Consider the following 12,514-nt stretch of genomic DNA (forward strand, 5'->3'; position numbering starts at 1 on the left):
GTGCAATTTTCCGATAGGATAACTGCCATACACAATTCTTGTAATTATCCGTAACAGTTATCACTCTAATTATGACAACTTCTGCTGCTGTCACTGCCTCCCTAGAACCCTATCTTCTCCTACAACAGCTAATTGATGGTCAATCCCTCAGTCGTAACCAAGCCGCAGAATTAATGCAAGGTTGGCTGAGTGAAGCCATCCCCCCAGAATTATCCGGTGCAATCTTAACCGCACTCAACTTTAAGGGTGTTTCCGCCGACGAACTCACCGGTATGGCCGAAGTTTTACAATCTCAATCAAAAATGGGGACTGGACACAATTCTTCCCCATTCCCCATTCCCCATTCCCCATTCCCCATAGTTGATACTTGCGGAACTGGTGGTGATGGTTCTTCCACTTTCAACATTTCTACAGCCGTGGCGTTTGTGGTGGCGGCTTATGGTGTACCTGTCGCCAAACATGGTAATCGTTCAGCATCGAGTTTGACAGGCAGTGCTGATGTTTTAGAGGCGTTGGGCGTGAATTTAAACGCGCCTAGTGAAAAAGTCCAAGCAGCACTACAAGAAGTCGGGATCACCTTTTTATTTGCCCCTGGTTGGCATCCCGCACTAAAAGCCGTAGCACAATTACGCCGGACTTTAAGAATTCGCACAGTGTTTAATTTGCTTGGCCCTTTGGTAAATCCCTTACGTCCAACGGGGCAAGTAGTAGGTTTATTTACACCCAAACTTTTAGAGACTGTTGCCCAAGCTTTACAAAATTTAGGCAAGGAAAAGGCGATTGTTCTGCACGGAAGGGAAAGATTAGATGAAGCGGGTTTAGGTGATTTAACGGATTTAGCAGTGTTATCCGATGGTGAAGTTAAGTTAACTACCATTAATCCTCAAGAAGTTGGCGTAACATCTGCACCAATTACAGCCCTCAAAGGTGGCAATGTGCAAGAAAACGCCGTCATTTTAAAAGCGGTGCTACAAGGCAAAGGCACTCAGGCACAACAAGACGCTGTAGCCCTCAATGCGTCCTTAGCACTACAGGTAGCGGGTGCGATTCCCTTATTAGACCATACCCAAGGGGTGAAAGCAGCTAAGGAGATTCTACAGACTGGTACTGCCTGGACAAAGCTGGAACATTTAGTTCAATTCCTCCAGAACTAGCATCTGAGTGGGATTGCGGGCGGAACTCTACCACGTTGCGTTTAATGGTGACATCATAATTACCAAAAAAGTCATGTCCCAATAACCCCGTTTCTAATTCTGCCCCAGCGATCGCCACCGGTACACGATTCACTGTCACACCCCCCAAAGTCATCGAGTCCAAATAACCAATCGGAAATTCTACCGCCCTAGAACTAGCGGTGTTAGCTTTGGCTTTCCCCACTGGGATCACTCCCAAAGCATTGGCCATTGCTTGAGTAATCACTGTGCCACTCGCCCCAGTATCAACAATCATGTCAAACTGTTGCTGACCGTTGAAAGTCACACTCACCACAGGCGTACCACCAACCCGCCGTCTAATGGGGGCAATGTATACCCTTTCTGGAGTAATAGCAGCCGATACCGGAAAACCTGTTGTTTCTGTGGATACTTCTGTTCCAGGTGGCGGTACAGGAATAGTGAATTTAGATTCAGGTGTAGCATTTGCTACGGGAGGTGAGGACTGACGAGTCTTTGCCACTTTGACTGGGGGAGAAGCTACCGCTACAGACCGAGACGATGGTTTAGCAGCCGTATTAGCTTGGCGGATAGCATACTTCATTTGCCCCTCAAATTCAGCAATTTTAGTTTGGGCGATCGCAAACTCTGGACTTTGCCGTTCCACCTTTCGCATCAAAGTAATCGCATCATGATACTGACTCGCCACCAAATACCAATCATCCGGCGATTGTGCCGATTGACTAATACTAGTCGCACCTGCTGCCTTATCTAGTCCCATTTCAAAAGCACTGGGTTCTAGGGGCGATGATGGCAGGTTAGTTGATGTCGGGATATGGGGTGCAGTTGTAGGTTCTGCCGGAGATTTGGCTGTGGACAGATCATCAGTCACCACAGATTGCTGATTCCGCAAAACAGACGTTTTTGGTTGATTTGTAGTACAACCGACACTCGCAACTGCGATCGCACCAGACAGAAAAATCAGCGTCGCACGAGAAAAAAAGGGCTGAAGCATAATTTAATCTTGATTGAAACTGTCCCAGGACTCCTGCCACCGATTCCCATTGTAGATTTAATTCCCCATTGGAGAATTTAAAACCCAAAATTTCCGAATTATTCTTCTATTTTAATTTTTAATTAATTTATTTGGAAACGCATAATTTACCAACTTATGAGATAATTAACACTCGCAGTATCCTGAAAGCTAGGTACTGGATACTGGGTACTAGGTACTAAAAAAAATTAAGACGGGTAAACATCTCAGGGAATTAAAAAATTTATTTATCCCCAATCCCCAACCCCCAATCCCCAATCTCCAACCCCCAATCCCATTTATCAACTATGCCCCTGTCTGACACAATTCCTGCTCTACTAGTTTTGGCAGATGGCACTGCTTACCGAGGTTGGTCTTTCGGTGCGACAGGAACAACCATCGGCGAAGTCGTGTTTAACACTGGCATGACTGGATATCAAGAAGTCTTGACTGACCCCAGTTACTGCGGTCAAATAGTCGTGTTCACCTATCCTGAATTGGGGAATACTGGCGTTAATCCCGAAGACGAAGAATCCGCCAAGCCACAAGTACGCGGTGCGATCGCGCGCAATATTTGTCATCAACCGAGTAACTGGCGATCGTCACAATCCCTACCAGACTACCTGCAACAACACCAAATTCCAGGGATCTATGGCATAGACACCCGCGCCCTCACCCGCAAAATTCGGATGTATGGCGCAATGAATGGTGGCATTTCTACAGAAATCTTAGATGAAGCAGAATTATTAGAACAGGTACAAGCAGCCCCCAGCATGGCAGGGTTAAATCTCGTCCAAGAAGTGACGACGCGCCAAGTGTATGAATGGTCAGATCCCACAATCCCGGCTTGGGAATTTAAGCCAGCCACAACCAGCAATCAACAAGAATCTTTGACAGTTGTCGCCCTAGATTTTGGCGTAAAGCGTAATATTCTCCGCCGCTTGGCTAGTTATGGTTGTCGCGTGATTGTTGTACCTGCCGATACACCAGCAGCAGAAATTCTCCAATACAATCCAGATGGTATCTTCCTTTCCAACGGGCCCGGCGATCCGTCCGCAGTTGCCGAAGGTATAGCCACAGCTAAAACCTTGCTGCAAAGTCAAAAACCCATTTTTGGTATTTGTATGGGACACCAGATTTTGGGTCATGCCTTGGGAGCAGCAACCTTTAAGCTAAAATTCGGCCATCGGGGTTTAAACCAACCTGCGGGTTTGACACAAAGGATAGAGATTACCAGCCAAAACCACAGCTTTGCGATTGATCCTGATTCCTTACCACAAGCAGTTGTGGAAGTGAGTCACCTCAACTTAAACGATCGCACTGTTGCAGGATTAAAGCACAAATCCTTACCCATCTTCTCAGTGCAGTACCACCCAGAAGCTAGTCCAGGCCCTCATGACGCTGATTACTTGTTTGAGCAGTTCGTCCAAGCTATGCGAACAGCACAACAAGCAACTACAGCCCAAGTGAGTTAAAAAAGGATTAGGGGCTGGGGACACTTCGGCAAGCTCAGTGCATCGCTGGGGACTGGGGACTGGGGACTAGGGACTGGGGACTGGGGACTAGAGAGTAGGAACTAGGGAGTAGGGGAAGCAGAGAAAGTAAAGGAGATTTGACTCCAATACCCTGTTTGCCTAATACCCAATCCCCAATACCTAATCCCCAATCCCCAATCCCCAGTCCCCACTAAAGGCTATAGACAACAAGCCTAAAAACCATCTATACTTGAGCGTTTACTTTAACCATGAGGAGGGAATTATTGCTGAACCACTAAATCTAACCGTCAGCCTGAGAGGTACTCGTGAAGCACGGGATAATTGTCAGCTATTCCGCCTCACAGGTTTGTTAGATGCCTTTTCGGAACCGACATTTCGCAAAGTTCTAGGCAATAAAATTGAAGAAGGCCCAAAGCACATCATTCTGGATCTTTCGCAAATTGATTTTGTCGATAGTTCTGGTTTGGGTGCTTTGGTACAGCTAGCCAAGCAAGCTCAAAACGGCGACGGAACTTTGCAAATCGTCACTAACGCCCGTGTAACTCAAACGGTCAAGCTTGTGCGCTTAGAGAAGTTTCTCTCGCTGCAAACCTCTGTTGAAGCAGCTCTAGACAACATCAAGCAGTCTTGATCGCTTGGCCGAATAATTAATTAAGCTATTCCGAACAATGTATGGGATAGCTTAATTTTGCGCTATGCTGGCAATCACCTCTCCCAGTGGGAGAGGGAAAAGCCACCAAATTTGGCAACAGAATCATCAGAAAGAATCAGCAAGAAAAACGTTTATTCTATTAAAAATAGCGATAAAATTGTCAAATAATCCTGATAGTTTTCCACATACTGAGTCTATAAATACAGCACCGTTGTGAGAGAATAGAACCGATTTGAGAATTTTTACAAGACAAATACTAAATAAATTCAATCAGCCAAGGAATATTTAAGTTGTGAAGTCAAAGGAGGAAGAGTTATTAGATGGTAAAGATGAAAATCCCCAAATAGATACATCTTGGACTGACTCACTCTTAGCACACACAGCACAGTTCACACAACAGATTTCTCAGGGACAAATACAGCAAATCTCACCCTCTGCTCTAGCATATTTGGGGGATGCAATCTATGAGCTTTATGCTAGAATGTATTACCTGCTACCACTACAACGGCAAGATGCTTATCATAGACTGGTAGTAGCGCAGGTAAGAGCAGAAACACAAGCGCTACATTTGCGATCGCTAACTCCTTACTTGACAACAACTGAATTAGATATTGTCCGGCGAGGCCGTAACGCCGCCACAGGAAGACCTAAAAGAGTTAATCCTGAAATATATCAACAAGCAACAAGTCTAGAGACTTTAATTGGCTACCTATATCTCACCGATTTGCCACGCTTAACCGAACTATTGCAAAAAATCCATCCAGAGAAATAAATCATTATTTTAATCTCCATGATCGGAAAATCATTCAGTAATGGTTAAGTCAAGATGAGAATCGGTACGTTTACTCATGCTTTGTACCCAAAACTCCTATGAACAATAAGCCTAAAAAAATCAAGACCAATAGCGAACCTAATCGTGGGTCAGTGTTAAAACTCAAAGGTAAGCGTGTAGTCACAACTTCACCGCGCCTTCCCCAAAAAGGGGAGAGTAATTCCCACTCATCACATCCCCGTCGTCAATTTACACCCCCTACAGTTGCTGCCAAACCCACAACAGAAGACAGCGACATGATCTATGGTCGTCATCCAGTCTTGACTGCCCTAGAAAGTCAACGAGAACTCAACCGCATTTGGGTAACATCTCGTTTACGCTATGATCCCCGTTTTCATAACCTCATTCTCCAAGCCAAAGAAAACGGCACAGTCATTGATGAAGTAGACCCCAAACGTCTAGATCAAATCACATACCAAGCTAACCACCAAGGTATAGCCGCACAAATCGCGCCCTATTCATACATTGAACTACACGAATTGATCGCCCAAGCCAAGGCAGTCACTGATCCCGTGATTGTTGTAGCCGATGGGATCACAGATCCCCATAACCTGGGTGCAATTATTCGGACAGCTGAAGCTGTAGGGGCGCAAGGTCTGATTATTCCCCAAAGAAGAGCTTCGGGAATTACCTCTACGGTGGTGAAAGTCGCAGCCGGTGCTTTAGAAAACTTTCCCGTCGCTAGAGTCATCAACCTTGGCCGCGCCTTAGAAGAATTGAAAGAAGCAGGTTTTTGGATTTACGGAACTGCGGCGGATGCTAGCGAACAACTGCACACAGTCAGCTTCCGTGGCCCCATCGTCTTAGTCATTGGTTCGGAAGGCGAAGGTCTGAGTATGTTGACACAACGATCTTGTGATGTGTTGGTATCAATTCCCCTTTTAGGTAAAACACCTAGCTTAAATGCTTCTGTAGCTTCAGGTATGGCACTATACGAGATTTTTCGTCAACGTGCCGTTAACACTTTATACCTAGATAAATTACCAAAACCTCTTTAAAAATTATGAGTAAAAGAGTATAAAGAAATGTAAATAGAATACATAAACACATCAGACGTTTAAAATTCAGTACCACGTTGATAAATTGGCGGCAACCATGACAACAATTTGGCATAACCTGAAGGAAAGTGTAATTAACACATACAACGCACTTGGCTTGGCTTGGTGGGTAGAAATTGAAACTCAAAATCCCCGTTGCACCTACTACTTCGGGCCTTTTATCAGTTCCACCGATGCCAAACTAGCGACTAAAGGCTATGTAGAAGACTTAGAAACCGAAGGCGCACAAGGGATAGTGGTAAACGTCAAGAAATGTAAACCAGAAAATTTGACCATTGCTGACGACCTGGGGGAACGGATTGACCGCAAAGTAACGCCTGTCTTTAGCGGTCAACTTTAATTTAGGCGTGAGTCAATGGTCAATGGTCAATAGTCGATGGCTATGACTTTGAACTTTGGACTATTAACCTGGGACTATAGACTATCAACTACTTGCGGATGATTTGTTATCCAGATGTCAATATCACTGAGTAACTGCTGGGGTACTTCCCACGGGAAAAGATGAGCTGCGTTCGGATAGCAAAGCCATTGGCTGTATTTGAGGTGTTGAGCCGTTTCTAAACTGGACTCAGCTGTAATGTGGCGGTCTTGAGAAGCGGCAATGACCAGACTTGAACAATGAATTTGCTGGAGTTCTTCCAGACGGTTATATCCCAAAGCTATGGCACGGTAAAGGGCGCGGGTAGCAGCTGCGGAAGTTTGTAAATAAGCGGGTACAGCTGCTTGAGCAATGTAATTATAGGCGGTGTGTGTATGTTGTTGAATGAGGTAGCGGAATAGCGATCGCTTGCCAAAAGTCTCAATATTCCACTGCCAACCAGGTTTAACATAATTCAACAGCGCGGCCATACCCGTGTAAAAATTGTCTTGCCATGTAATTGGCGGATGACTCCCACGGGGTCTAGCGGCTGTAGCGATTAAAATTAACCCTGTAACACGTTGTGGGAGACGCAAAGCCAACTCCATCGCTAAAATCCCGCCTAAAGACCATCCCAATATCAAGCAATTTTCTATCTGTAAGCGGTCTAGCAGGGCTTCTAAGTCAGTTAGATGGTCTGTCATGGCAAAATTGCCCTGAAAACGACTTTTGCCGTATCCTCGCAAATCTGGGGCGATAGTTTGGTAACTTTTTGATAAATGATTAGTAAATACAGCCAGACTCTGACCACGGCCAGGATGTCCATGTAAACACAAAATCGGAAATCCCTGACCTTGAATATCAACGTTGAGGTTTAAAACCATCTTTATTGATTACTTACCTTACATAATTTTTGATTCTTCTTTATTACTTGTACCTTTTTACTTTTACCTTTTGCTTTACTTCGATGTGTATCCGCCAGCGTAAGTAATAACACACATTTGTCTGTATGTGGCGTGGATCCCGAAAGCTACCCCTGTCACCTGAAAATCTGTGTTAAAAATATTGGTGCGATGACCGCGCGATCGCACACCGTCATCAATAATTAATTGCATCACAATATCTTGGGCAGTGTGAGAACCATAACTAATATTTTCTGCGGCTGTCACTTGCCAAGTACCATAACGATTCATCCGTATAAATGGATCACTAGCATCGCTACCATGATGACCAACAATACCTTTCGCGCCTTGGTCTTTGACGTGATCCCTTGCAGCTAAAGACAAACCTTCAGATATGATTAATGATCCTACTGGTTTTGCAGACTTCAGAAAAGCGATCGCTTCATCTACTGCTTTTACCCCTTCTTGGGTTTGCAAATAAACATGATCAGCTAACTTGACTTTCTTTCCCTGAAATTGCCGACGATAATTTTCCAGAATCGGTAGGTAGGCTTGAGGGTTAATGCGTACTTTGTTAGTTTCTTCCACTACTTGCTGTTCTAGTGGTGAGAGTACGTATTTTGGGGATGATTTTTCGGGACTTGTTGAAGCCATTCCAGGTATAAGTTGCCAAGGTTGGACGCTTTCCTTGAATAATTTCATCGCTGGGAAACTCATGATCAGGATATATGTATCTTCATGACATCAGTGCAATTTTTCGGAATTCTTCATTCCTGAAGCTGAAAAACAGCAGTACAGGAAAATCCCATGTTCAATAGCCTATAAATACTGATTCTTAGCCAAAGATATTACGTGTATATTTATACTAATAGTTGTCGATCGCTGTGAACAATGCCATAAAGAAATGATAAAGAGTCCATCAATATCTTGCAAACTCAAGATGTTTGCATTCCCAGCCCCAAAGTAGATACATCAAACTCATGACTGAATTGACTTTACGCTTACAACAGGGAGATACCGAAACCACTGTCACCGTGAATCGAGACGTATTCACAATAGGTCGGTTGCCAGAATGTAACTTATACTTACCGGCAGGTGGAGTTTCCCGCAAGCACGCCCAAATTGTCAAACAAGCGAATGGTACATGGGTAATTGAGGATCTAGGTAGTAAAAACGGCACACAGGTAAATCAAACTGTTGTCAAAACATCTCAAAATCTAAATCATGGTGATGTCATTTGGCTGGGAAATGTCAGCTTGATGGTGATGGTTCACAACCCCCTACCACCACCACCAATTAAAGCAGTAACTTTTTATGAAGCTTCTGATCAAAGAACCATTTTACGTAATGCCAAACAACTACAACAACAATGGATAGAAGCTAACAGTAATGATGGTGATATTGGGGATAAAAATAAAACTATTGCCCGTCTTAAAGACTTAGTAGATATAGCAAAAAACCTTTGTGCAGCCGCATCCATAGAAGAAATTTTCTCTCAAGTACAACAAGTTGTATTTCGTTATCTCAATAGTATTGACCGTTTGGCTTTATTAATTGATGTTAAAAGTGATGGGCATTTAGAGTTAGTGAATGCGGGTAGTAGAGACCAAACTCAACAAGAATATCTCTTAGCAAATGCGAGTTGGATTAGTCGTAGTATTTGCCAAAAAGTTTTTGAAGAAAAGGTTGTAATTCAAACTGCTGATACGCAGAAAGATGAAAGATTTTCTGGTGAACATAGCATTTTACTTAAAGGCATTCGTAGTGCGATGGCTGTACCTTTGTGGGATGAAAATAAAGTAGTGGGGGTACTGTATGCCGATGCCCATTTGTCCTCCTATCATTGGGAACAAGACGGAGAAGAAGAACTGAGCTTTTTTTCTGCTTTAGCTAATCTTGTGGCATCAAGTGTACAGCGTTGGTTACTAGCAGAAAAATTAAAAACCGAAGAAGTAATTCGTCATCGCTTAGAACGTTATCATTCACCTGCGGTTGTGCAGCAATTGATTGCTGTAGGTGGTTTACCAGATGGACGTTTACCACCGGCAGAAAGTGAAATTAGTATTTTATTTGCAGATTTAGTAGGGTTTACCGCTATTTCTGAGAGATTAAAACCAACTGCGATCGCTGAATTATTAAATAAGTTATTTGAAGAAATGCTACAGGAAGTGTTTGCTTGTGGTGGTACTTTAGATAAATATATCGGTGATTGTATAATGGCCTTTTTCGGCGCACCCGAACCCCAATCCGACCACGCCGATCGCGCTACATCAGCCGCTAAGGGTATGTTAACTCGTCTAGAACATCTCAATGCTAATGGTTTCTGGCATGAAACCTTACAATTACGCATTGCTATTAATAGTGGTAAAGCGGTTGTAGGAGATGTGGGTAGTTCTCAACGGGTAGAATATACAGCATTAGGAGCTACGATTAATTTAGCAGCCAGAATGGAAGGTGTTTGTCCTCCTAGTGAGTGCGTAATTAGTGAAGCAACTTATCAGCTAATTTCCAAACCTGAAGATTTTGAAGAAATGGGAGATTATCGCTTTAAAGGTATTGATAGATTGGTGAAAGTCTATCAAACAAGGTTACATCAAATGCCAACAATTATTCATCCTTAGTCAATAGTCATTAGTCAATAGTCAATAGTCATTAGTCATTAGTCATTAGTCATTAGCTGCTGCTAATTTATAATTTTCATCTGTCTGGATGCTTGACTTATTATACTGAATTGTGATGTCCCGTATTGTTTCAAAATTCTGGAATAGGCTAAGAATCTAGGCTTTCAATCCAAAATCCAAAATCCAAAATCTAAAATTCAGTGGGTCAAAGCGGATTCCTATAGATAATCACCATGAAAAAAGAATCATTGCTTGAGTCTTTAGTCAATCTACTGCTACCTCTGGCATTAATTTTTGGTTTGGTGCTAATTTTAAATATCAATGTTGGTAAGATTGAGACAACAGAAGTCTCTAAAATTCCTTTAGAATCATGGCTCAAGCTGATTGTTGGTTATTTAGCAGCAACAGCAGAAATCGCCGCCGCCTTAGTAATTGGATTAGCGGTAATTCGAGGAATCGTCTATTATTTTCGGCAAATATTTGCTCGTTCTCGACAACATTTTGATTCTACAGAAGTAGTGCGTCTGCAATTAGGTAGATCATTGGCATTAGGTTTAGAATTTACTGTTGCTAGTGATATCTTGCGAACAGCAGTTGCACCTACACGCCAAGATATATTAAATCTGGCGGCAATTGTGTTGTTAAGAACTCTGTTGAATTACTTTTTAGAAAGAGAGATTAAACTAGTGGAACAGACTCATTCTACTAGTCGAGAAAATATTACTAGTGCAAATTTAGAAAGAATAGAATAAAGATTTTTTGCTTGTAGTGATGGCTTTAGCCCTTATTTTGAGGACTAAAGTCCTCACTACAAACACTATATCAATTGACACAATAAAATAGGTTTTGCATGAGCAGTATTAATAATTAGTAGCAAGTATAAAATAATTCAAGTTTAATTGCGAGATTTTAAGTTAGAACAACTAAGCCGTTTCTCAAAGACTACAATTTTGGTGGTAGCTACCCCGAAAAATATGTGTAACACTAAGAAGCTACCTCAAGCTATATTGAAACGGGAGGTCAGGAAATGGCGATCGCCACTATCAATCCCGCCACTGGGGAAACGCTCAAAACTTTTGAGCCACTCAATGATACAGAAATTGCTGCTAAATTAAATTCGGCACAACAGGCTTTTGAAAATTACCGCAACACAAGTTTTAACGAGCGATCGCAGTGGTTAAATACAGCTGCGTCAATTTTAGAGCAAGACAAGGCTGATTTCGCTAAACTCATGACCATCGAAATGGGCAAGCCTTACAAAGCTGCGATCGCAGAAGTGGAAAAGTGCGCTGCTGTGTGTCGTTACTATGCGGAAAATGCTGCCGATTTCTTGGCTGATGTTTCGGTAAAAACTGATGCTAGTCATAGTTTTGTGCGCTATCAACCTTTGGGAATCATTCTCGCTGTGATGCCGTGGAACTTCCCATTTTGGCAGGTGTTTAGATTTGCTGCACCCGCACTGATGGCGGGAAATGTCGGCTTACTCAAACACGCCTCTAATGTTCCGCAGTGCGCTTTAGCAATTGAAGATATTATCAAACGGGCTGGGTTTCCTGGAGGCGCATTTCAGACTTTATTAATCGGTGCAGCACAAGTTGCCGATTTAATGGCAGATGAAAGGGTAAAAGCTGCTACCTTAACCGGTAGTGAACCGGCTGGTATATCCTTAGCGGTGGCGGCGGGAAAACAAATTAAAAAAACCGTCTTGGAATTGGGAGGAAGTGACCCATTTATTGTGTTAGAAAGTGCTGATTTACCCCTAGCCGCAGCCACCGCCACACAAGCCAGAATGTTAAATACTGGTCAATCTTGTATAGCTGCAAAACGCTTTATTGTAGCAGAAGCGATCGCTGATCAATTTGAGCAGTTGCTGTTAGAAAAATTCACAGCCTTAAAAGTTGGTGATCCCATGCTTCCCGACACCGATTTAGGCCCTTTAGCCACACCTGGGATTCTCCAAGATTTAGACCAACAAGTCAAAACTGCCGTTAAAAGTGGGGGAAAAGTTTTAACAGGTGGACATCCTTTAGATATTCCTGGCAACTTTTATCCACCAACAATTATCATAGATATCCCTGCTGACTCACAAATTGCCCAAGAAGAATTTTTTGGCCCGGTAGCTTTATTATTTCGTGTGCCAAATATAGATACTGCGATTAAACTAGCAAATGCTACACCCTTTGGCTTAGGTGCGAGTGCTTGGACAAATAATCACCAAGAACGCGATCGCTTAATTACAGAAATCGAAGCAGGCGCAGTATTTATTAACGGCTTAGTTAAATCTGACCCCCGCTTACCATTTGGTGGCATTAAACGTTCTGGGTATGGCAGAGAACTTAGCATTCAAGGCATACACGAATTCGTCAATGTTAAAACTGTTTGGGTTAAATAGGGATTGGGTATTAGGTATT

General features: G+C 43.0%; 12 protein-coding genes. 9 read left to right on the forward strand and 3 right to left on the reverse strand.

Features of this window, described 5'->3' with window-relative positions:
• Nucleotides 1-71 precede the first annotated feature (71 nt).
• The gene (trpD, locus tag ACQFX9_RS04370) at nt 72-1,154 is read left to right on the forward strand and encodes an anthranilate phosphoribosyltransferase (protein WP_427160872.1); all 1,083 of its coding nucleotides are present in this window, start codon (nt 72-74) and stop codon (nt 1,152-1,154) included.
• Here the strand turns inward: trpD and ACQFX9_RS04375 are convergent.
• Complete coding sequence (locus tag ACQFX9_RS04375; RefSeq protein WP_427160873.1) at nt 1,084-2,166, reverse strand: retropepsin-like aspartic protease family protein; 1,083 nt, start codon at nt 2,164-2,166, stop codon at nt 1,084-1,086. The genes trpD and ACQFX9_RS04375 overlap by 71 nt on opposite strands.
• 326 nt (nt 2,167-2,492) lie before the next feature.
• Here ACQFX9_RS04375 and carA point away from each other — a divergent pair, with 326 nt between their 5' ends.
• The 5 genes from carA (at nt 2,493) to ACQFX9_RS04400 (ending at nt 6,562) form a co-directional block, all read left to right on the forward strand.
• Entirely contained in the window at nt 2,493-3,659 is a 1,167-nt protein-coding gene (gene carA / locus ACQFX9_RS04380) for a glutamine-hydrolyzing carbamoyl-phosphate synthase small subunit (RefSeq protein WP_427160874.1), read from the forward strand.
• Between the two features lie 250 nt (nt 3,660-3,909).
• Nucleotides 3,910-4,311, forward strand: coding sequence for an STAS domain-containing protein (locus tag ACQFX9_RS04385; RefSeq protein WP_427160875.1), 402 nt, complete (start codon nt 3,910-3,912; stop codon nt 4,309-4,311).
• Nucleotides 4,312-4,624: 313 nt separating this feature from the next.
• Nucleotides 4,625-5,104: a Mini-ribonuclease 3 gene (locus ACQFX9_RS04390; RefSeq protein WP_236144672.1), complete on the forward strand. Its 480-nt coding sequence runs from the start codon at nt 4,625-4,627 to the stop codon at nt 5,102-5,104.
• A gap of 98 nt (nt 5,105-5,202) precedes the next feature.
• Nucleotides 5,203-6,162 carry a 23S rRNA (guanosine(2251)-2'-O)-methyltransferase RlmB gene (gene rlmB, locus ACQFX9_RS04395; RefSeq protein ID WP_427160876.1) on the forward strand — a complete coding sequence of 320 codons (960 nt, stop codon included), beginning with the start codon at nt 5,203-5,205 and terminating at the stop codon, nt 6,160-6,162.
• A gap of 97 nt (nt 6,163-6,259) precedes the next feature.
• The gene (locus ACQFX9_RS04400; protein WP_427160877.1) at nt 6,260-6,562 is read left to right on the forward strand and encodes a DUF1816 domain-containing protein; all 303 of its coding nucleotides are present in this window, start codon (nt 6,260-6,262) and stop codon (nt 6,560-6,562) included.
• A gap of 74 nt (nt 6,563-6,636) precedes the next feature.
• Here ACQFX9_RS04400 and ACQFX9_RS04405 read toward each other — a convergent pair whose 3' ends face one another.
• Together ACQFX9_RS04405 and ACQFX9_RS04410 are read right to left on the reverse strand one after the other, a co-directional pair.
• Complete coding sequence (locus tag ACQFX9_RS04405) at nt 6,637-7,464, reverse strand: alpha/beta fold hydrolase (protein WP_427160878.1); 828 nt, start codon at nt 7,462-7,464, stop codon at nt 6,637-6,639.
• A 75-nt stretch (nt 7,465-7,539) separates the two neighbouring features.
• Nucleotides 7,540-8,136: a CAP domain-containing protein gene (locus ACQFX9_RS04410; RefSeq protein ID WP_427162792.1), complete on the reverse strand. Its 597-nt coding sequence runs from the start codon at nt 8,134-8,136 to the stop codon at nt 7,540-7,542.
• A 326-nt stretch (nt 8,137-8,462) separates the two neighbouring features.
• On the opposite strand from ACQFX9_RS04410, the gene ACQFX9_RS04415 reads away from it, so the two are divergent.
• From ACQFX9_RS04415 to ACQFX9_RS04425, 3 genes are all read left to right on the forward strand, one after another.
• Nucleotides 8,463-10,103 carry an adenylate/guanylate cyclase domain-containing protein gene (locus ACQFX9_RS04415; protein ID WP_427160879.1) on the forward strand — a complete coding sequence of 547 codons (1,641 nt, stop codon included), beginning with the start codon at nt 8,463-8,465 and terminating at the stop codon, nt 10,101-10,103.
• A 233-nt stretch (nt 10,104-10,336) separates the two neighbouring features.
• A complete protein-coding gene (locus tag ACQFX9_RS04420; protein WP_427160880.1) occupies nt 10,337-10,855 on the forward strand; it encodes a DUF1622 domain-containing protein in 519 nt (172 codons plus the stop codon).
• A gap of 275 nt (nt 10,856-11,130) precedes the next feature.
• On the forward strand, nt 11,131-12,495 hold the full coding sequence (locus tag ACQFX9_RS04425; RefSeq protein WP_427160881.1) for an NAD-dependent succinate-semialdehyde dehydrogenase: 1,365 nt from the start codon (nt 11,131-11,133) through the stop codon (nt 12,493-12,495).
• Nucleotides 12,496-12,514: the final 19 nt, after the last annotated feature.

The organism is Aliinostoc sp. HNIBRCY26, from assembly GCF_050235535.1.
Classification (GTDB): Bacteria; Cyanobacteriota; Cyanobacteriia; order Cyanobacteriales; family Nostocaceae; genus Trichormus.

Coding starts and splice junctions, on each gene's coding strand:
- carA (WP_427160874.1), top strand. CDS start 2,493: ATGCCCCTGTCTGACACAATTCCTGCTCTACTAGTTTTGGCAGATGGC.
- rlmB (WP_427160876.1), top strand. CDS start 5,203: ATGAACAATAAGCCTAAAAAAATCAAGACCAATAGCGAACCTAATCGT.
- ACQFX9_RS04400 (WP_427160877.1), top strand. CDS start 6,260: ATGACAACAATTTGGCATAACCTGAAGGAAAGTGTAATTAACACATAC.
- ACQFX9_RS04420 (WP_427160880.1), top strand. CDS start 10,337: ATGAAAAAAGAATCATTGCTTGAGTCTTTAGTCAATCTACTGCTACCT.
- ACQFX9_RS04405 (WP_427160878.1), bottom strand. CDS start 7,464: ATGGTTTTAAACCTCAACGTTGATATTCAAGGTCAGGGATTTCCGATT.
- ACQFX9_RS04375 (WP_427160873.1), bottom strand. CDS start 2,166: ATGCTTCAGCCCTTTTTTTCTCGTGCGACGCTGATTTTTCTGTCTGGT.
- ACQFX9_RS04415 (WP_427160879.1), top strand. CDS start 8,463: ATGACTGAATTGACTTTACGCTTACAACAGGGAGATACCGAAACCACT.
- ACQFX9_RS04425 (WP_427160881.1), top strand. CDS start 11,131: ATGGCGATCGCCACTATCAATCCCGCCACTGGGGAAACGCTCAAAACT.
- ACQFX9_RS04410 (WP_427162792.1), bottom strand. CDS start 8,136: ATGGCTTCAACAAGTCCCGAAAAATCATCCCCAAAATACGTACTCTCA.
- trpD (WP_427160872.1), top strand. CDS start 72: ATGACAACTTCTGCTGCTGTCACTGCCTCCCTAGAACCCTATCTTCTC.